Consider the following 20,086-nt stretch of genomic DNA (forward strand, 5'->3'; position numbering starts at 1 on the left):
CGTTCTTTCTCCCAATCCCCGAGGAAAAGAAAACAAGAGATTCAGGCAGGTCTACTGGCTTATGCTTCATCCTACTTTGGGCCTTCCCATACAGCAGCCATTTTCATAGCTAATCTGTACAGTGGCAGTTCCATTTCGTCCACAATTACAGTTGCGGGGACAGCTTCGGCATTTCACCGAATTCCCTTTTAAGCCGGACAATCACCGGCACCTGAAATCTCCATATATAGGTTTGTATCATTTACTTTGACACCAAATATAGTAATTGTCAATGAAAAAGTATTTTCAAAGACTCCTATTATTGTGCCACATAACCTCCATCAATTACAATCGCTTGGCCAGTAACACCTTTTGCTTTTTCACTTGAGAGAAAAATCGTATAATCAGCAATTTCCTGCACATCTAATAAGCGTTTCTGAGGAACTAAAGGATAGATGACTTCTTCTAAAACTTTTTCAAGTTCCACTTTACGTGTTTTTGCAAGGTCTTGAAGCTGACCTCTAACAAGTGGAGTATCTACATAACCAGGACAAACAGCATTTACCGTTATGCCATATTCTGCTCCTTCTAAAGCGGCTACTTTCGTTAAACCGATAACGCCGTGTTTAGCACTGTTGTAAGCTGCTTTTCCGGCGAATCCTACTAGTCCATTAATAGACGCCATATTGATAATACGTCCGAACCCTTGTTTTTTCATGATTGGGAACACGTGCTTCGTTGCCATAAATGGAGCAGTAAGCATTACACTTATCAACTGCTGAAATTTTTCAGTTGGAAACTCTTCTAGCGGTGATACAAATTGCAGTCCAGCATTATTGATCAATACATCAATCCGATTATAGTGCTGAAGTGTTTCATCGAGTGCACCCCTCAAATCGTCTTCATCTGTTACATTGCAGCCTAATCCTAAACAATTATATCCTTTATTGTTAAGTTCATCCGCAGCATTCTTTGCTTTATCACCATTCAGATCACTTATTACAACTATTGCCCCGTTCTGAGCAAATGATTTAGCTAACTCAAGACCGATTCCGCTTGCTGCCCCTGTAATAAAAACAACTTTTTCTTTTACGAACGACTCCACAGATATCCGCTCCTTAACTTAAATGACTTATACGATCCCGAACATGTAATATAATCCTATAATAACAAAAACAGCTGCTGTTTTAATAAGGGTCATTGCAAAGATATCGATATACGCCTGCTTATGAGTGAGACCTGTTACCGCTAAAAGGGTAATTACAGCACCGTTGTGAGGCAAAGTATCCATGCCGCCACTCGCCATAGATGCAACACGGTGAAGAACTTCTGTATCGATTCCAAGCTTGTTTGCTTGTTCGACATAGGTTTCACTCATCGTTGCCAGTGCAATACTCATACCGCCTGAAGCTGAACCTGTAATACCCGCTAGCGTAGTGGTTGTAACAGCTTCGTTTACTAATGGGTCTTTAATCGTATTTGACATAGCATTATTTACAGCTGTAAAACCTGGGAGTGCTGCGATAACACCGCCAAATCCATATTCTGACGCAGTGTTTAGAGTAGCAAGCAGTGCACCGCCGATGGATAAATTGATTCCTTTGTTAAAGTTGTTCTTGATTCTTTTAAAAGAAAACAGCAGTACTGTGATAATCCCAATAACTAGAGCTCCTTCAACAGCCCATACAGCTGCAAGTGTTGGAATTTGGATCTCCGGTACATTTTTCATACCAATTGCTGAGAAATCAAATGTCTTTCCATAATATTTTGGTATAAGAACCGTAAACCATTTATTAAAAACACCTACTAAAATAAGGGGCAAGATCGCGATAAAAGCATTTGGAAGCTCCTCAGATTCGAGTTTCTCAGGTTCGTTGCTATGGCCTGTACCATACCCTTCACCTTTAGCTGCTGCCTGTCTTCTTCTCCATTCTAAGTAAACCATCCCAAGAACAAAAACGAACAAACCTCCGATAAATCCTAACCAAGGTGCAGCCCACGTGGTTGTTCCGAAGAATGATGTCGGAATAATATTTTGTATCTGCGGACTTCCTGGAAAAGCATCCATCGTAAATGTAAAGGCACCAAGTGCAATTGTTCCGGGAATAAGCCTCTTTGGAATATCTGCAAGCTTAAATAATTCGGCAGCAAATGGATAAAGTGCAAATGCCACAACGAAAAGTGAAACCCCGCCATAAGTAAGAATAGCTCCTACTAGTACAATTGCAAGCATTGCACGAGACGGTCCGATTAGTTTGATCACAAACTGAGTGATAGATTTTGCAAATCCAGACATCTCGACGACTTTACCAAAAATTGCTCCCAGCAAGAAGACCGGAAAGTATAACTTAATAAAGCCAACCATTTTCTCCATAAATACACCTGAGAAAAACGGAAGTACATGGCCAGGTTCTGTTAGCAAAACAGCAAACAAGGCAGCGATCGGTGCGAATAAGATGACACTAAAACCACGATAAGCTACAAACATCAGGAAAAATAATGATAATAAAATAATAATAATGTCCAATTTTCTCTCCCCCATTTCTAAAATGAAAATTTCAATTTCTTAAAAGCGCTTACATTTTTAAAAAAGTAATCTCCTTTCCACTTATATACTTCCCCCTATACTATTGCAAGTTTTGTGCCAATTACAAACCAACAAATTAAAGGGATCCATCTGTTATTTTTCCGAAAAATCGGAAAAATAAAATAGATAAATACTTACATTCTATGTTTTTTCATTTTTTTCTCTATACAAGCAAGCAAAAGTTAATAAAATGAATAATTCCGAAAAAACGGAATGAATTTCCGTTTTTTCGGAATATGGAATTAATTCATATGTTATACTTTTTTATTTTATCGTACAAATTTGTTTTTCCGATACCAAGGGCATTAGCTACAGCCTTAATGTCCCCATCCATCTTTTTTAAATAAGATGAAATTACTTTTTTCTCCGTTTCATGAACATAATCTTTTAATGATTTTTGAGCTTCATGAACTTTCAGCTTCTCTCGAAGAAAATCCGGGAAAGCGTCAAGTGAAATTTGGTCACTTTGTGTCAGCTGAATAGCGGCCTCTACAAAATTTTTCAGCTCTCTCGTATTTCCTGGCCAAGTGTATTGAAGAAAAGCTTCTTTAACATCATCATCAATTTTCACAATCCTTTTCCCCGTCTCCCTGCAATTAGAACGAATGAAGCTCTCAGCTAAAGGCCATATATCTTCTTTCCTCTCTCGAAGCGGCGGTATTTGAATCTGTAAAACATTGATTCTGTAAAACAAGTCTTCTCGAAACTTATTATTTTCTATAAGCTGCTCTAAAGGCCGGTTAGTTGCTGCAATTACCCTAACATTCACTTTTTGGGAATTTAGTGAACCCACAGGCTCCACTTCTTTTTCCTGAAGTACACGCAGCAGTTTAATTTGCATATTTTGAGGAAGATCTCCAATTTCATCTAAAAATAATGTACCGCCGTCAGCCAGCTGAAACTTTCCTGGTTTTCCGCCTCTTTTCGCCCCAGTAAAGGCGCCTTCAGAATAGCCGAAAAGCTCAGATTCAAATAGATGTTCCGGTACTGCACCGCAATTTATTTTAATAAATGGCTTGGCGCTTCTTTCACTCAGCTGATGTATGCTATGTGCCAGCAATTCTTTTCCTGTGCCGCTTTCACCGCGAATTAATACTGACAAATCACCACTTGCTATGTTTTTTACACGATCTTTGATTTTTTCAGCCTCACGGGATATTCCTATAAAATCATTGAGAGTATAGGTTGCTCCATTTATTTCATGCCACTCTTTTTTATAAAAATCGAGTTCATGCAAAAGCGCTTTAATATGGGAATTCATTTTCTTCCATTGTTCTGTATCTCTGAAGATTACTGTTCCTACTGCACCGATAACTTTTCCTTCATGAAGAATAGGAATTCGGTTTGCAATCATATAATTACCCCTGATAAACTGCAAATCAGCGATCTCAACTTTTCCTTGAAGAACAGCTTTATGCATCCTTGTATTCTCGATCACATTTGTTACATGCTTACCTATTACTTCTCTTGGATTTTCACCTAAAAACTCACAATAAGTTTTGTTCATGTATTGTACGATACCTTCGTGATCAACTACAACAATCCATTCGTAAGCACTGTCAATAATCGTCTCTAAAATATTGTGTTTTAACAAAGGGTCATTATTCAACATAGCATCCTATACCTCGTTCCTAAAAAACGTACTGCTTTTATTTGTAACCTATTGTACCGTACAAAGAATATTTCTTCATATGGAAAAAGGGGCTGTCCCAAAAGTAAGGTAAACTTACCTTTGGCAGCCCCAATTTTTTATTTTTACAAAACAAAAAATAAATAACATCTCAGATTCCTGTTATCCAATCAAAGATTTCACGGGGAACTATCCTCTTGACAGTTGATTGGAGTGTAAGATGCGAGACTCCTGCGGGAGTAGCGTGACAGGTGAGACACTGTAGCCGCAAAGCGACAAAGTGGCTCACCCCACGCCCCGCGGAAAGCGAGTATCTGAAACGGAAATCAAACACTTTCAAGAGCAACAATGCCAAAACAATCATTACCCCAAAATATACTTTTGAGTCATCCTTTAAGATTTCTTAGCAATAAACAATATTCTTTCACTTTGTTCATTTGGGTTCTGATCTTCAAAATCTGCCGTAATACTTAATACTTCAAATTGACATTCTTTAAGCCATCTAGAATAGTCTTCTACTGAAAACGTTCTTTGAATGTGTAATTCATCGTATCGTTCATAGTTATCTTTGTTTAGAATGAAAAAAGATAAATCGTGCTCTACACTGTTATCGTGTTCACCTTGATAACATTGCCAGATGTATGAAAGCTCTTCATTATTACTGCCAAAAGTGCTGCCAATAAAAATATTATTGATCTTATGTAAGGAATGAACATCAAAAAGAAGCAAACCATTTGGTTCTAAATGATTCCATACTGAAAGAAAGGTTTGTTTTATGTCTTCTTCCGTTAAAATATAATTTAGAGAATCGCATAAAATTGTTACGCAATCATATGCTCCCAAGCCTTCTAGTTCTCTCATGTCCTGCTGAAAAAGTGAAAGTTCAACATTTTCATTTTCTGCTTTTTCTTTTGCAACCATAAGCATATCTGAAGAAAGATCAACGCCAGTAACTTCAAATCCTTCTTTTGCCAGCAAGATTGGCATCGAACCGGTTCCACAGCCAACGTCTAATAATCTGATGATATTCGGGTGATAAGCAGATACAGCATTTTTAATAAATGACAGCCACTTCGAATATGGTGCATCTGCCATTAATTCATCATAAAGATAAGCGAACTGCTGATAACTCATTACATATTTTCTTGGGGTGCAAGAATTGCGTCAACATCTACAGAATTTGCATCTCCCCATAACTTCTCTAGATTATAATAGCTGCGGTCATCACGGTGAAAGACATGTACGACTACATTTCCTAAATCAATCAATACCCAGCGAGCATGGTCATAACCTTCCATCCTGCGCAATTGAATATCGTTTTCTAGAGCTACATCTTTTAGTTCTTTTGAAATTGCCTGAACTTGTTTTTCTGAATTACCATGGCAGATTACGAAATAATCTGCAACTAAAGAAATTCCTTCCATGTCTAAAACAGCAATGTTTTCCGCCCTTTTATCATCTACTGTTTTAACAACTAATTCCATAAGGTCTTTAACATTCATCCAATGCACTCCTCCTATTTTTTATTCTGAGTCTCATCCATTAGACCATTATAAGTTTCAAGAGTTAACGGATAGATCTTTTGGTTTTGCTTCATCAAAAAATTAATAGTGTTTTTCACAGCCATTAAACAGGCTTTGTTTAAATCTTTTTCAGCTTCTTCTCTTACTTCTTCTACTCCTGGGAAATGACGGTTTGGCTCAATATAATCGGCCAAAAAAATGACTTTTTCTAATGTGTTCATATTACCATTACCCGTTGTATGATAATAAATGGCACTTAACACTTCTTCATCTTGTATTCCAATTTCCTTTTCTACTAAAAAAGCACCTACTGGAGCATGCAGCACTTCACTTCCAAAAAGCAAAAGATCTTGCGGAAGATTTTCATTTTTAACGATCTCTCTCATTTCATCTTTGGGACGAAATTTAGCGTAATCATGAAAGATGGCTGCAGTTTCAGTTTTATCCAAATCACCGCCATACAGTTCCGCTAATTTCAAACTCGTTTCTAACACACCTAATGTGTGTACATATCTGTGTTCAGTTAAATGTTTTTTAACTATTTCAAGTGCTTTATTTCTATCCATAAAGCAAGTGCTCCTTAATATACTTCCAGACGTCATCTGCAACAAAATAACGAATATTACCGTTCTCTTTTGCCCTTAAACGAATAAATGTAGACGATATCCCGATATTAGGTATTTCTACAAGTTTTACGTTATACCTTTCCCAATGTTCATCAACCGGAAAGCCTTCACGGCCGACTCCTGCAAATTGGACAAGGTCTTTCAGCTGGTCGATTTGATGCCAGCTGCCAAGAGAGTGAACCATATCTCCGCCCATAATAAAAGTAAATTCCTTATTTGGAAACTTCTCTTTCAACAGCCGGATTGTATCAATAGTATATGAAGGACCGCTTCTCTCAAATTCAAGTAAAGAAAGGGAGAATTGATTATTGTTTCCAATCGTTTTCTTAACCATCTCTATGCGATGTCTGTCTGAAACATCTTCCACTTTCTTCTTATGAGGAGGATTTGAAGCAGGCATCCACCACACTTCATCTAATTTCAGCTGCTTCAATGCTTCCTGTGCAATAATTAAATGCCCAATGTGCGGCGGATTAAACGTTCCTCCAAAAAGACCGATATGTTTTTCCAAGGCACTCACTCCTTATGGGAGTTCAATACGTTTTTGATTCTTAGATTCTTTATAAAGCACGATCGTACTTCCGATCACCTGTACCAACTCAGCTTTTGATCCAGTGGACAGTTCTTCTGCAACTGTATCTTTATCATCTTCACAATTTTGAAGCACACTCACTTTAATCAATTCTCGTGCTTCGAGCGCTTCCTCTACTTGCTTAACTAAGTTAGAGTTCACTCCGCCTTTTCCTACCTGAAAGATGGGCTGAATATGATGTGCTTTTGAACGTAAAAATCGTTTTTGTTTTCCTGTTAGCATAATTACCTCCTGAGCTGTTCAATGACTGCTTTTTTCATTTTATTTGTATCCGGAAAAGTGCCTGTCCATTTTTCAAATGCCATCGCACCTTGCATGACAAGCATTGAAACGCCGTTATCTATAATGGCCCCTTTACATTTTGCTGTTTGCAGCCACTTTGTCTGAAGCGGATTATAGACAATATCACAAACAACAGTATCATGTTTTATTTGAGCTAATTGTATAGGCATTGTTTCAATACTAGGATGCATACCTGCATTCGTAGTATTAATCAATACATCAAAGCGGGACAGCTCACTCTCCGCTTTCTTTAACGATAAGGGCTCTACACATGTATTATTTAAATCATTTACTAAATGGGTTAATCTTTCTGCTGAACGGTTTGCAATAAACAGCTTTTCTGGATTTTCTTTTAATAGGGCATAAGCAATCGATCTCGCAGCTCCTCCTGCCCCAATTAAAAGAAGATTCATTTCACTAATTGGCCTGCTGATTTTTTCTTTCAGCCCCAATAAAAAGCCTTTTCCATCGGTGTTGTACCCGATCAGTTTTCCATTTTTATTAACAACGGTGTTAACCGCTCCTATTTTTTCAGCTTCTGGATCAATCTCGTCTAAAAAAGGAATAACTTCAACCTTATGCGGAATGGTAACATTGCAGCCCGCGTAATCACTCTCTTTTAAATATTGTATAAAAGAAGGCAAGTCGTCTGAAGTCACCCTCATTTTTTCATACGATCCTTGTATTCCTGCTTGTTTAAAGGCTTCGTTATGCATCACAGGCGATAACGAATGTTCTATTGGATCTCCGATAACCATTGCTTTTATCATCTAAAAAAATCCTCCTTAAATTAAGGATTTTCGAATTGTTACTGATACACCTTCTGGAGCGTAGAAAGCCACTTTAGCACCTGCTTCAGGGAAGGTAACCCATCCTAATCCTGAAATAACCACATCGGTTTTGCTTTCCTTTATCATCCATTCATAGCGTTTCAATTCTGGAAAATTAGCTGTATCTTCTGGCGGCGCCAGCATTTCACCAAGATGCTTTTCATATAGTTCATCTGCTTTTTCAGTCTTCGTTCGATGGATGTTTAAATGATTAGAAAAATGACAAACAAAGGATTGTTTACCACCTTTCAAATAATCCATTCTTGCAAGTCCGCCAAAGAATAAAGTCTGCATTTCATTTAACTGGAACACCATTGGTTTGATTTCTTTTTTGGGCATTATGATACTTAGTTCCTTTTTAGAAACATAATGGGCCATTTGGTGATGATTAATGATTCCAGGTGTATCGTACATATGACTTCTTGCATCAAGGGGAATATCAATTAAGTCCAGCGTTGTTCCAGGAAAATGAGACGTCGTAATAAAGTCGGAAGTTTCCTCTCCAAACTGCTTTATCAATCTGTTTATAAACGTAGATTTACCTGTGTTTGTACAGCCTACTACATAAACATCTCTGCCTTGCCTGTAATGGTCAATGCTATCTGCTAATTCTTCAATCCCGTATCCCTTTTCAGCAGAAATAAGCTGAACATCGATCGGCTTCAGCCCGAGCTCTTTCGCTTCTTTTTTCATCCAATGAATAACTTTGTTAGGATTTACTGATTTCGGCAGGAGATCCAGCTTATTACCTACAAGTAAGATAGGGTTTTTACCAGCATAGCGGTGAAGACCAGGCAGCCAGCTTCCATTGAAATCAAAAATATCTATAATCTTTACAACGAGTGCATCTTCGTCTCCAATACTGGAGACAATTTTGCGATAATCGTCATCAGACAAATTCACATCGTGTATTTCATTATAGTGCTTTAAACGAAAACAGCGCTGGCAAATAGGCAGCTCTTTCGTTAATGCCGAAAGAGGTGCGTATCCAAGCGCTTCTTTGTCCTCGGTTTGTATGGAAATGCCGCAGCCCACACACTTGATTTGTTCCAAACTTATTCCTCCCAATGAATCATGCCTTTTCTTTTCATCCAAGACAATATAATACGTTCAATTTTACGGTTAAACCTTGTCCAAAACCCGTCACTGCTCGCTACAGGAACAACAAGGATCGTATGTAATCCTATTCTGTTTCCTCCAAGTACATCTGTCAGCAACTGATCGCCGATTACAACGACTTCTTGATTTTTTAACTTCATATCTTTCAGCGCTCTCTTGAAAGCCTTTGTCATCGGTTTTCTTGCACTATAGATAAATGGAATCCCTACAGGATCAGAAAAACTTTTCACTCTATGTTGAGTATTATTTGAAACTATCGTTATTAAAATGCCCTTTTCCTTAATAGAAGTGAACCATTTAATTAATTCAGGAGTTGCTTCGGGCCTGTCCCATTCTACAAGCGTATTATCCAAATCTGTGATAATCCCCTTCACTCCACGTTCCACTAACATTTCCGGTGTAATGTCCAATATATTTTGAACATGCTGATCCGGCAAAAAATGTTTTAACATTCTAGCACCTCTTCACATTTCCTAATGAACGTTTCTATTTTACCAGTAATGTAAGGAAGAACAAACGGTTTTTCAACTTAATTAGACAAAAGGACTTCTTTTTCACTATTGTTAAAAAAGTTTTCGACAAATTGTTCCCCTGCTCTACAATGTGGATAATCTTATTCACATTATCCACCTAGTATTTAGTTACCTTTTGTAAAGATGTTAACACTTTACCCACAACTTATCCACCAAACACTGTGGATAAACGAACGATTGTTCTATTTTACAATACATGGTAAGCTTCATTTACATAAAACATTAACTTATCATTTTATGAACCCCATAGCATTTTAGAATGCTCAAATTGAAGATTTACAATGAAAAAACAGGAGGTGACCAAGCCGCTTAAAAAACGGCTCGATTATGGAAAAACTCTCGGACGACCTGTTAATTGAATCTTACCTGAAAGCTAGAGAACTTAAACTTAGCAAAGACTTTATTTTACTTATAAAAAAAGAAATTGATAGAAGATCACTGCATGTCAGATTGCAGCAGGTTCTAATGTAGTACTAATTAAGAGCGTAAATTACGCTCTTTTTTTTGTTCGCAGCAATTGTTCCGCTTTACGATAATCATTAGGGGTAAATGTTACCTCAACGGGAATCTTCCATTTTTCCTCCCAGTACTCTTTGTATTGTTTGCTTAATTCTTCTGCCTTCTTCTGATGATAAGCCTTTATTTTTATTGCCACTACATATTTTTTGTCCTGCTTTATTACTATTGCATGTTTTACTAAAGCGTCTTTTGTAATCTCATTTTTCATTTCTTCAGCAAGGGAGGACCCAGTAAATACACCTGTTTCAGAGAAGCTTATATGTTTTCTGTAATACTCTCTCGGCTGAAAAACAGGACTGTCTTTGTCTTTTTTATAGACAGAATCATTAAAACAGCCTGTTAATTGAAACATAATGATAAGTAATCCGTATGTAATTAGAAGTCTCATTTACAATCACCTCTCAAATAGGTTAGGTATTTTTTGGGAAGGATATTCAAGAGTTCAATGAAAACCTTATTTTGAGAGTGTTTTTTACAGTAAATGATTTGCTAAATCGGAAAGGTTTTGCTTACAATGTAATGGACAAATGACGAATATTTTTAGGTTTTAAGGAGGTTTACCGGTTTTTATGCTGCATTTTTACATACTGCTTCCTTTTTTAGCAGCTCTTCTGATAGGTTTGTCTGCAAAAAAAGTGAACCGGATACATACTGGATGGCTAGTATTGCCTGTTCCAGCTGTTCTATTTATTATTTTTTGTTCTAAATTACCTGTTTTAGCGAAAGGAAAAATCGTACAAAGCACTGCCGATTGGATTCCATCTTTGGATATCCAGTTAAGCTTTTATTTGGACGGACTAAGCATGCTGTTCTCGCTATTAATCACTGGAATTGGTTCACTCGTTGTACTCTATTCCATTTTTTATTTATCGCGGAAAGAGCAGCTAGTACATTTTTATGTTTACTTGCTTTTATTCATGGGTTCCATGCTCGGAGTTGTATTGTCGGATAATGTATTTGTTCTCTATACGTTTTGGGAATTTACGAGTATTTCATCGTTTTTGTTAATCGGTTTTTGGTTTTACCGTGAACGTTCAACTTACGGTGCACAGAAATCAATGCTTGTAACAGTGTTTGGCGGATTATCGATGCTTGGTGCTCTTATTCTACTTTCTATTACAGCAGAGACTAACAGCATTCGCATGATGATCGCTAACCGGTCAGATATATTAGAAAGTGACCTGTTTATCCCTATTCTAATTTTGTTATTGCTTGGTGCATTTACTAAATCAGCACAATTCCCATTCCACAGCTGGCTTCCTGATGCAATGGAAGCTCCTACACCTGTCAGCGCTTATTTGCATTCTGCGACAATGGTTAAAGCTGGGCTATATTTAGTAGCCCGTTTCTCGTTAATCTTCAGTGGAACAGATGAGTTTTTTGTTATCGTTTCAGGTATTGGTCTGATTACACTTTGTTTGGGTTCATTTTTAGCTTCCAGACAAACCGATTTAAAGGGTATTTTGGCTTACTCCACAATCAGTCAGCTGGGAATGATTATGGCGATGCTTGGTTTTGGAACTGGTGTGGCTATTCTTGCTGCTATCTTTCATATTTTTAATCATGCTACATTTAAAGGCAGTCTGTTTATGATTGCAGGTATTGTAGATCATGAAACAGGAACGAGAGATATAAGAAGACTAGGCGGACTATATACCATTATGCCGATTTCTGCTACGCTTGCGTTTATTGGAGCATTTTCAATGGCTGGTGTTCCCCTGCCGATCTTTAATGGGTTTTTAAGTAAAGAAATGTTCTTTGATTCTTCACTTAAATTAGAGCAATCAACCGGACTTGCTGGGACTTTTGCAGAATGGATACCTATTTTCGCTGTTTTAGGCAGCATTTTCACGTTTGTCTATTCCATGTATTTGGTATTTGGAACATTCCTCGGTAAACAAAAAACAGATCAATTAGAGAAAAAACCCCATGAGGCTCCAATGGGTATGCTTTTATCACCAATCATTCTAATTATTTTTGTTGTTGCTGTTGGTCTGATTCCAAATCTTATTAATGAGCCATTACTTGCTCCGGCTGCTGCTGCAGTAACAGGAGATCTGCCTCATACACACCTGGCTTTCTGGCATGGTCTGAACACACCGTTCTATATGTCTTTAATAGTAGTAGGTGTTGGTGCGTTACTGGCATATACGTTAAAGAGATGGCAGCCTGTCTATAATAAGATTCCAGGGAAATTTTCATCTGATCTTTGGTATCAGACAATCGTTAATGGATTGTTAAGATCTTCTAAATCTATTACTGAGTTTTATATGACAGGATCATTACGTCTGTATTTCTCTATCATTTTAGTATTTCTGGTTGTATCGACTTCCATTTTTATGTACTTTACGGACGGATTTACAATTTCTCTTGATGATTTGGCACCTATTACTTGGCCAGAAGTACTCGTAGGCTTCGTGATGGCTGCAGCCGCAATTGCTACCATTTGGATGAATCAGCGAATTGCTGCAATTATTGTAATCGGAGTGGTAGGTTACGGACTTTCCTTGTTATTTGTATTCTTCAGAGCGCCTGATCTCGCATTAACACAGCTTATCGTTGAGACAATAACCGTAGCCTTATTCTTATTATGTTTTGCTCATCTGCCGAAACTTAAGAAATCAGATAAAAGTATCTCTGAAAAACTTATCGATTTAATTATTGCCGTTTCAACAGGCGCATTGCTTACAATAGTAGCTATTGCTTCACATAGCTCAAAATCGTTCGATAGCATCGCAAAATATTTTGTTGATAATTCTTATAAGCTTGGCGGCGGAGATAATATCGTAAACGTAATACTAGTTGACTTCCGCGGCTTGGATACACTTTTTGAAATTGCAGTTCTTGGACTAGCTGCGCTTGGCATTTTTGCCATGATAAAATACCGGGATAAAGGAGACATGAATCAATAATGGAAATTGTAATGTCTATACTTGCCGGAACTTTATTTGCGGCCGGCGTCTATCTTTTGCTTCAAAAACAGCTTTTAAAAATTGTTCTGGGAACGGCGCTGCTTTCTCACGGTGCACATCTCTTTATATTGACTATGGGGAAATTAAACCGCGGTGCTCCGCCTATTTTGGAAAAAGGAATCACCGAGTATACGGATCCTCTTCCTCAAGCGCTAATATTGACTTCAATCGTAATCAGTTTCGGTGTGACCAGCTTCTTGCTGGTGCTTGCGTACCGGACATACCAGAGCAATAAGACCGACATGATGGATCAGCTAAGGGGAACGGATGATGAGTAATTTAGTATTTTTGCCAATCTTTATTCCATTGTTCGTTGGTGCTCTTCTCGTTTTCTTTAATAAAAAGCATCAGCTGACAATGAAAATTTCATATTTGACCGTATTTCTAAATTTAGGGGTATCTATTTACTTAAGCTATTATGTGTTTAATAATAATCCGCTGATTCTTGAAACAGGAGGATGGAAAGCACCTTATGGAATCATCCTTGTAGCAGATAAGCTTTCAGTTATTATGATACTTTCTGTAAATGTTATTGCTTTATCTGCAGTAATCTTTGCATACTCATCTGTTACAAGCAAGATGGTGCAGCATTATTTTTATCCCCTTTTCTTTCTATTGATCGCTGGGGTGAGCGGTGCTTTCTTGACAGGTGACCTATTCAACCTGTTTGTATTTTTCGAAGTTCTATTGATGGCTTCATATGGGCTAATCATTATTGGGGGATCAAAACAGCAATTTCGCGAATCAGTAAAATATATATTGTTAAACTTATTTTCTTCCATTCTATTTGTAACTACAGTTGCTTTTCTTTACTCAGTAACCGGTACTGTTAACATGGCGCAGCTCGGTGAGCGTGTAGCAGAGGTTGAGCAGCAAGGAATATTAACCGGAATAGCCATATTGTTATTTGTTGTATTTGCAACCAAAGGGGCTTTGTTTCCGCTGTACTTTTGGCTGCCGAAGTCATATATCGTTCCATCCCCTGTTGTATCTGCTTTGTTTGGAGCTCTGCTGACTAAGGTTGGCGTATATTCTATGCTTAGAGTTTATACACTTATTTTTTCTCACAAACTCGAGCTGACGCATACCTTCTTCATCTGGGTTGCGACGATTACGATGCTGATCGGGGTAATAGGAGCTTTATCTACTTCAAATGTAAAGCTGATTATCGCCTACAACATTATGCCGTCGATTGGTTTCATGCTGCTTGGGATTGGAACATTCTCAGCTGAATCACTTGCTGGGACGATTTATTATCTTGTGCATGATATGGCAATAAAAGCTGCATTGTTCTTCCTTGCAGGTTTACTTGTGTGGCATGCAGGCACTTCCAATTTGAATAAGATGGGCGGATATATTAAAACATCCCCCCTTTTAGGCTGGATGTTTTTCATCGCTGCCCTCGTACTTGCAGGAATTCCTCCTTTTAGCGGCTTTATCGGCAAGTACCTTCTCTTAAGAGGTGCTTTTGACGAAGAACATTATATGGCTGCTGGGATCGGACTTTTATCCAGTCTGTTAATCTTGTTTTCAGTAATCCGAATCTTTATTGGAGCATTCTGGGGTGAGATTAAAGGAGAGCCTAAGGAAAAAGTTAGACGCTCCGGGCTAGCCGCTTCTGGATTATTAATCGCGATCTCAATTCTGCTTGGGGTTGGAGCTGAATGGTTCTATCCATATATCCAATCTGCAGCTGATAGTCTTATCGACCCTCAAATCTATATTGATTTTGTTTTAAAGGAGTAGTTCGATGACATTTCAACTTATCTTAAATTTGCTGATCGGCGTCATTTGGATGTTCTTATCTGAGAGCTACTCATTCGCAAGTTTTTTGGTAGGATTTGTGATTGGGGCGGCGCTGCTGTTTCTGCTTAATCGTTTCATACCTGATTCCTATTACTTTAAACATGTTAAAGCGATCGGATATTTAATCTTTCTTTTTTTAAAAGAATTAATCTTAGCCAACATTGAAGTATTAAAGTGGGTATACAAGCCCAGACTTGATTTCAAGCCAGGCATTATCGCATTGCCGATTGATGTTAAAAAGAACTGGGAAATCACTTTGCTCGCTAACTTAATTACCCTAACTCCAGGAACACTTTCTGTAGATGTTTCAAGGGACCAGCGTTATATTTATATTCACGCTATAGACCTGCCTGACGTAAATCAAACGATCGTTGGAATTAAAGATACTTTTGAAAAAGCAATAAGGGAGGTAACACGATGACAGATTGGTTCTCTATGGTTGTCTATATTTGTTTATTCGTGATAACCATCTCTATTCTACTTCTTTTATATAGAGCAGTTGTCGGCCCTTCGAACCCTGACCGTGTTGTAGCACTTGATACGATTGGTATTAATCTGATTGCGATTACCGGGTTAATGGCGATCCTATTAGATACGGTTCAATTGAACGATATTATACTGCTTATCGGAATATTGACTTTTATTGCAACTGTAGCTGTTGCAAAATTCTTGGAAAAGGGTGTTATCATTGATCAAGATCGTGATTAGTTTTTTCCTTATCATTGGCACCTTTTTTATATTATCAGGAACGTTAGGCGTACTTCGTTTTCCAGATGTTTATTCTAGGCTTCATGCAGCAACTAAAAGTTCAACATTAGGTGTTTCCGGAGTCCTTATCGGCTCTGCTATTTATGTCTATTCAGATATGAATGTATTCAGCGGAAAACTGATCTTAGGAATTCTGTTTGTCCTCCTGACAGCACCAGTTGCAGGTCATATGATTTCTAGAGCTGCCTACCGGACAGGTGTGCCATTATCCGAAAAGACCGTTTATAATCACCTGGAAGAAAATAACAACATCAGGGAATCATAAACTTTTTGCTCTTTCAAACAGTGTCTAATTGGCATATAATGAATAAAATGGTTATATACTTTTAAGCAACTAACCGTAGCAGGATATATTTATATCCTGCTTCTGTTCCATTTGAGGAGTGATCGAATGTTTATGATCGAAAGAGAGCGCATTGATTCAACTGTTAAGAAAGTGAAGGGACAAACTGCAAACTTCTTAACATTGATCAACTTATCACTTGGCGCCTTAGCTTTGTTATTTATGATGAATGGTGATTTGAAAATCGGATTTATTTTAATCTTTTTAGCTGGTTTGTTTGATCGTTTTGACGGAATGGTTGCGAGAAAGCTTAATATTGAATCTGAGTTTGGTAAACAACTGGATTCACTTTGTGATTTAATTTCCTTTGGTATCGCACCGGCATTTTTGATTTATCAAGCTGTTCTTCATCAGTTTGGTGTTCCTGGCATTATATTCACGATAATATTTATCGTATGCGGAGCAATTCGTCTAGCACGATTTAACATTACAGAATTCACAGGATCATTTGTAGGGGTGCCAATTACGGTTGCTGGGTGTTTAATGGCTGCCGCTTATCTGGCAATTAACTTCCTGCCAGGATTCTTCTATATGTTCTTGACAATCGGTTTAGCAATATTAATGATCAGTACCATATCAATTGAAAAAAGATAAAAAATAAACCGCAGAATCTGCGGTTTATTTTTTTTGCAATTTTAGTGGATTTTGTTGCTATTTGAAAGGGTTGATTTCCGCTCCAGGATGCTCGCTTTCCGCGGGGCGTGCGGTGATCCCGCAGGAGTCTCGCACCTTGCGCTCCAATCAACTTCACAACGAGGTCTTTAAAAAACGATTTAAAACAACAATCTTTTATAAAACAGCCGATTTAATATTAGTGTTGAGTCAATTCAAGGAATTCTTCTACATCAGCGGCTGCTAATTCGATTCCTTTTAACCAGAAATCTTGCTTCGTAATATCGATTCCTAAATGCTTTTGTGCTAATTCCTCTACTTCCATCTTTCCTGTGTCTTGTAAAAGCGCAATGTATTTCTCTTCGAATGAAGGTCCTTCTTCTTTCGCTTTTGCGTAAATTCCAGCAGAGAACAAATATCCGAATGTATACGGGAAATTATAGAACGGTACATCTGTAATATAGAAGTGAAGCTTAGATGCCCAGAAATAAGGATGATACTCAACTAGAGCCCCGTTAAATGCTTCCTTTTGAGCTTCTTCCATCAATTCACACAGACGCTCCACTGACAATTGACCGTTCTTTCTTTCTTCGTACATTCTTGTTTCAAACAAGAAACGTGCATGAATGTTCATAAAGAAGGCTACAGAACGCTGAGCTTTATCTTCTAAAAGAGCAATCTTTTCTTCTTTTGTTTTCGCGTTTGTAACAGCAGCATCTGCTACGATCATTTCAGCAAAAGTCGATGCTGTTTCAGCAACGTTCATCGCATAATTCGTTGCATAATAAGGTAATTCTTTCAATACATCTGAATGGAATGCGTGGCCTAGTTCATGTGCTAATGTAGAAACATTGCTCGGTGTTCCAGAGAACGTCATAAAAATACGCGTTTCTTTCTTAGTCGGGAAACCTGTACAGAAACCTCCAGGTCTTTTTCCAGCACGGTCTTCTGCTTCAATCCATCCTTTAAGAAAAGCTTTCTCTGAGAAATCAGCCATTTTAGGAGCCAGCGAACGGAAATGTTCAACGATAAACTGAGCCGATTCATCATAGCTCATTTTGCTGTTTGCTGAAGAAAGCGGTGCATCAACATCGTACCAGCTTAGTTTTTCTAACCCGAGTAATTCTGCTTTACGATTTAGATATTTAACAAAAATATCTTTTTGAGATGAAATAGCGTCCCACATAGCCGTAAGTGTTTCTTCTTTCATGCGGTTGATTGCAAGAGGCTCTTTTAACGTTTCTTTCCACCCTCTATGTTTATAAATCTCATTTCTAAACCCAGCGATGTGATTTAGTGATGCTGCGCAAAATTCTCCCTCGTTATCCCATGCCTCAACGAACTTTTCGAATGTATCTTTTCTTATTTTACGATCAGGATTAGAATATTTATTTTCTGCTTGGCCAACAGACAATTCTTCTTCTTTTCCGTCGATTTCAACTTTAATATTAATTCTTCCTACAACTAAATCATACAGTGTGGACCATGCATGGTATCCATCAACAGCAAGATCATTGATTAAAGATTCTTCAGAAATGCCCAGTTTTTCTTTAGCTTGCATTCTTCTCTCGTTAAGTGTGAATGCGATATCTTTAAACTCCTGCATGCTGACTACGTCTTTCCATGTATCTTCGGAGATTTCCATCAACTGCTTATCAAGTGCTGATCCCACATTAGAAAAAGAAGCATATACAGATTCTAATCGTCCCCGAAGTGCCATCGCTTTTTTATCTTTAACATCTTGAGCAATCAAACAACCAACAAATGATCCTGTTGTGGAAAGCCTTTCAGAAAAAGCTTGCATTTCTGAAATTAAGTTTACAAAGCTTTCATTTGAAAAAGTAAATTTATCTATTTTTTGTGCGAGAACCTTAACTTCCTCTTCCGCCCATTTTATTTCTGCTAATAGCTCTTTTGACTCACTGCCGCCAGGAAAAACAGAATCAAGTTCCCATGTTTGCCTTAAATCTTGTAATAGCATATTCTTCCCCCTATTATGTACGTATTTTACACTCTTTTCTTATTATAAAAAATATTCAAACAAAAATCGACTATGAAGTTTATTTTTATTCATTTTTTATTTTTTTCCATAAAAAAACTCCCCGAATTTGGAGAGAATCTTTATTATTCTGCGATTGCCGCATAAATAAAATAGGCTAACATCACTACGAATGATCCGTATAAAACAGCTTCCTGCATCTTAACGCCTCCTGTTTTTACCTATTCTATTCCCTGTTTTTACGATTTAAACACCATTATTTCATTTTTTGTTTAACGGGCTTGTTTACCAAGGTTTGCTTTTGCTTGCTGAATAAGTTCTTTAACCATTCTGCCGCCAATTTGCCCCCCTACACGCCCTGCATCTTTTGAAGTGATCGTACCATTATAGCCCTTGCCAAGCTGTACACCCATATCTTTAGCGACTTCATACTTCACATCATCAGGAGATTGTTCAGAAACGTTATATCCTGCTTCTCTCATTACTTTTGCTTTTAACTTATCTAGTCCTTCGCGTGCCTCTGGAACGATCGGTTGTCTTTTTCTTCTTGCCATTTCAAAAACTCCTTTTTTTTTTTAGTTTGCCCGAAGCAAAAAATAAAAAGGCTGTAAATGTTACCAGCCTTTTGTTTTCTTATATTATCGTTCAGATTGCTGACGGCTTCTGTAGAATTCATGAAACAGCTTCATGAGCGCTCGCTTTTCAATTCGTGAAACATAGCTTCTTGATATACCGAGTTGCTTGGCGATTTCTCTTTGTGTTTTTTCTTTTTGCAGATCGAGACCAAAACGGCCAACGATAACTTCTTTTTCCCGGTCATCCAATACATGAATATAATCGTAAATTTTCTTTTTTTGCATTTTTAATTGAATCGCATCAACTACATCTTCAGTTTCAGCTTTTAAAACATCGATGAGCGTAATCTCATTTCCTTCTTTGTCAGTTCCAATTGGGTCGTGAAGTGAGACATCTTTTTTCGTTTTCTTTAATGCACGAAGATGCATGAGGATTTCATTTTCTATACACCGCGCTGCATACGTCGCAAGCTTAGTACCCTTCCCTCGCGAATAACTCTCTATGGCTTTGATCAAACCAATTGTACCGATAGAAATCAAATCTTCCGTATCTTCCCCGGTATTTTCGAATTTTTTGACGATATGAGCAACAAGACGCAAGTTATGTTCAATCAACAGACCTCTAGCATGTTCATCACCGTTTGCCATATCTTTTAAGTACTGCTTCTCTTCATTCTCAGACAGTGGCTGGGGAAATGCATTGTTTTTTACGTATGATACAAAAAGCATGACTTCTTTAAAAAAATAGGCCAACACACCTACTAATGACATAACAGCACCTCCAAGACAAT

At 37.7% G+C, this 20,086-nt stretch carries 23 protein-coding genes and 1 riboswitch; of the genes, 8 read left to right on the forward strand and 15 right to left on the reverse strand.

Annotated features, from left to right (window positions below; translation table 11 throughout):
- Positions 1-27 precede the first annotated feature (27 nt).
- Positions 28-229: riboswitch (cobalamin riboswitch) on the reverse strand.
- A gap of 69 nt (positions 230-298) precedes the next feature.
- From ABE41_RS13290 to ABE41_RS13340, 11 genes are all read right to left on the reverse strand, one after another.
- Positions 299-1,084 carry a 3-hydroxybutyrate dehydrogenase gene (locus tag ABE41_RS13290; protein WP_066291141.1) on the reverse strand — a complete coding sequence of 262 codons (786 nt, stop codon included), beginning with the start codon at positions 1,082-1,084 and terminating at the stop codon, positions 299-301.
- A gap of 27 nt (positions 1,085-1,111) precedes the next feature.
- Positions 1,112-2,506: a GntP family permease gene (locus ABE41_RS13295; RefSeq protein ID WP_156774270.1), complete on the reverse strand. Its 1,395-nt coding sequence runs from the start codon at positions 2,504-2,506 to the stop codon at positions 1,112-1,114.
- Between the two features lie 307 nt (positions 2,507-2,813).
- A complete protein-coding gene (locus ABE41_RS13300) occupies positions 2,814-4,178 on the reverse strand; it encodes a sigma-54 interaction domain-containing protein (protein ID WP_066291147.1) in 1,365 nt (454 codons plus the stop codon).
- 411 nt (positions 4,179-4,589) lie between these two features.
- A complete protein-coding gene (locus ABE41_RS13305) occupies positions 4,590-5,330 on the reverse strand; it encodes a class I SAM-dependent DNA methyltransferase (RefSeq protein WP_066291150.1) in 741 nt (246 codons plus the stop codon).
- Positions 5,330-5,698: a ribosome silencing factor gene (gene rsfS, locus ABE41_RS13310; RefSeq protein ID WP_066291153.1), complete on the reverse strand. Its 369-nt coding sequence runs from the start codon at positions 5,696-5,698 to the stop codon at positions 5,330-5,332. Before rsfS ends, ABE41_RS13305 begins: the two co-directional genes overlap by 1 nt.
- 14 nt (positions 5,699-5,712) lie before the next feature.
- Positions 5,713-6,285 (reverse strand): bis(5'-nucleosyl)-tetraphosphatase (symmetrical) YqeK, encoded by a 573-nt coding sequence (yqeK, locus tag ABE41_RS13315; RefSeq protein ID WP_066291157.1) that lies wholly within the window; start codon positions 6,283-6,285, stop codon positions 5,713-5,715.
- Positions 6,278-6,865, reverse strand: coding sequence for a nicotinate-nucleotide adenylyltransferase (locus ABE41_RS13320; RefSeq protein ID WP_437435452.1), 588 nt, complete (start codon positions 6,863-6,865; stop codon positions 6,278-6,280). Before ABE41_RS13320 ends, yqeK begins: the two co-directional genes overlap by 8 nt.
- A 3-nt stretch (positions 6,866-6,868) precedes the next feature.
- Positions 6,869-7,159, reverse strand: coding sequence for a ribosome assembly RNA-binding protein YhbY (gene yhbY, locus ABE41_RS13325; RefSeq protein WP_066291164.1), 291 nt, complete (start codon positions 7,157-7,159; stop codon positions 6,869-6,871).
- Positions 7,160-7,161: 2 nt separating this feature from the next.
- Positions 7,162-7,989: a shikimate dehydrogenase gene (aroE, locus tag ABE41_RS13330; protein ID WP_066291168.1), complete on the reverse strand. Its 828-nt coding sequence runs from the start codon at positions 7,987-7,989 to the stop codon at positions 7,162-7,164.
- Between the two features lie 15 nt (positions 7,990-8,004).
- A complete protein-coding gene (gene yqeH / locus ABE41_RS13335) occupies positions 8,005-9,108 on the reverse strand; it encodes a ribosome biogenesis GTPase YqeH (RefSeq protein WP_066294846.1) in 1,104 nt (367 codons plus the stop codon).
- Entirely contained in the window at positions 9,105-9,620 is a 516-nt protein-coding gene (locus tag ABE41_RS13340) for a YqeG family HAD IIIA-type phosphatase (RefSeq protein WP_066291170.1), read from the reverse strand. Before ABE41_RS13340 ends, yqeH begins: the two co-directional genes overlap by 4 nt.
- 408 nt (positions 9,621-10,028) lie before the next feature.
- Here ABE41_RS13340 and ABE41_RS13345 point away from each other — a divergent pair, with 408 nt between their 5' ends.
- Positions 10,029-10,172, forward strand: a complete 144-nt coding sequence (locus ABE41_RS13345; RefSeq protein ID WP_066291173.1) for a sporulation histidine kinase inhibitor Sda — start codon at positions 10,029-10,031, stop codon at positions 10,170-10,172.
- Between the two features lie 19 nt (positions 10,173-10,191).
- On the opposite strand, the gene ABE41_RS13350 is transcribed toward ABE41_RS13345, so the two are convergent.
- On the reverse strand, positions 10,192-10,608 hold the full coding sequence (locus ABE41_RS13350) for a hypothetical protein (RefSeq protein WP_066291177.1): 417 nt from the start codon (positions 10,606-10,608) through the stop codon (positions 10,192-10,194).
- A 181-nt stretch (positions 10,609-10,789) separates the two neighbouring features.
- On the opposite strand from ABE41_RS13350, the gene ABE41_RS13355 reads away from it, so the two are divergent.
- The 7 genes from ABE41_RS13355 to pssA all read left to right on the forward strand — a co-directional run bounded on the left by ABE41_RS13355 (position 10,790) and on the right by pssA (position 16,703).
- Positions 10,790-13,132, forward strand: a complete 2,343-nt coding sequence (locus tag ABE41_RS13355) for a Na+/H+ antiporter subunit A (RefSeq protein ID WP_437435453.1) — start codon at positions 10,790-10,792, stop codon at positions 13,130-13,132.
- Positions 13,132-13,470 carry a Na(+)/H(+) antiporter subunit C gene (locus tag ABE41_RS13360; RefSeq protein WP_066291178.1) on the forward strand — a complete coding sequence of 113 codons (339 nt, stop codon included), beginning with the start codon at positions 13,132-13,134 and terminating at the stop codon, positions 13,468-13,470. The genes ABE41_RS13355 and ABE41_RS13360 overlap by 1 nt, the downstream gene beginning before the upstream one ends.
- Entirely contained in the window at positions 13,463-14,938 is a 1,476-nt protein-coding gene (locus tag ABE41_RS13365; RefSeq protein ID WP_066291180.1) for a Na+/H+ antiporter subunit D, read from the forward strand. Before ABE41_RS13360 ends, ABE41_RS13365 begins: the two co-directional genes overlap by 8 nt.
- 4 nt (positions 14,939-14,942) lie before the next feature.
- Positions 14,943-15,419, forward strand: a complete 477-nt coding sequence (locus ABE41_RS13370) for a Na+/H+ antiporter subunit E (RefSeq protein WP_066291184.1) — start codon at positions 14,943-14,945, stop codon at positions 15,417-15,419.
- Complete coding sequence (locus tag ABE41_RS13375) at positions 15,416-15,706, forward strand: Na(+)/H(+) antiporter subunit F1 (protein ID WP_066291186.1); 291 nt, start codon at positions 15,416-15,418, stop codon at positions 15,704-15,706. Before ABE41_RS13370 ends, ABE41_RS13375 begins: the two co-directional genes overlap by 4 nt.
- Positions 15,678-16,031 (forward strand): monovalent cation/H(+) antiporter subunit G, encoded by a 354-nt coding sequence (mnhG, locus tag ABE41_RS13380; protein WP_367642102.1) that lies wholly within the window; start codon positions 15,678-15,680, stop codon positions 16,029-16,031. The genes ABE41_RS13375 and mnhG overlap by 29 nt, the downstream gene beginning before the upstream one ends.
- A gap of 126 nt (positions 16,032-16,157) precedes the next feature.
- Positions 16,158-16,703, forward strand: coding sequence for a CDP-diacylglycerol--serine O-phosphatidyltransferase (gene pssA / locus ABE41_RS13385; protein WP_066291191.1), 546 nt, complete (start codon positions 16,158-16,160; stop codon positions 16,701-16,703).
- A 217-nt stretch (positions 16,704-16,920) separates the two neighbouring features.
- Here the strand turns inward: pssA and ABE41_RS13390 are convergent, their stop codons facing one another.
- The 3 genes from ABE41_RS13390 to sigK all read right to left on the reverse strand — a co-directional run bounded on the left by ABE41_RS13390 (position 16,921) and on the right by sigK (position 20,066).
- Complete coding sequence (locus ABE41_RS13390) at positions 16,921-18,702, reverse strand: M3 family oligoendopeptidase (RefSeq protein ID WP_066291192.1); 1,782 nt, start codon at positions 18,700-18,702, stop codon at positions 16,921-16,923.
- 290 nt (positions 18,703-18,992) lie between these two features.
- On the reverse strand, positions 18,993-19,274 hold the full coding sequence (locus ABE41_RS13395; RefSeq protein ID WP_066291194.1) for an alpha/beta-type small acid-soluble spore protein: 282 nt from the start codon (positions 19,272-19,274) through the stop codon (positions 18,993-18,995).
- Between the two features lie 84 nt (positions 19,275-19,358).
- On the reverse strand, positions 19,359-20,066 hold the full coding sequence (sigK, locus tag ABE41_RS13400) for an RNA polymerase sporulation sigma factor SigK (protein ID WP_066291196.1): 708 nt from the start codon (positions 20,064-20,066) through the stop codon (positions 19,359-19,361).
- Positions 20,067-20,086 lie beyond the last annotated feature (20 nt).

This window comes from Fictibacillus arsenicus (assembly GCF_001642935.1).
GTDB lineage: Bacteria > Bacillota > Bacilli > Bacillales > Fictibacillaceae > Fictibacillus > Fictibacillus arsenicus_B.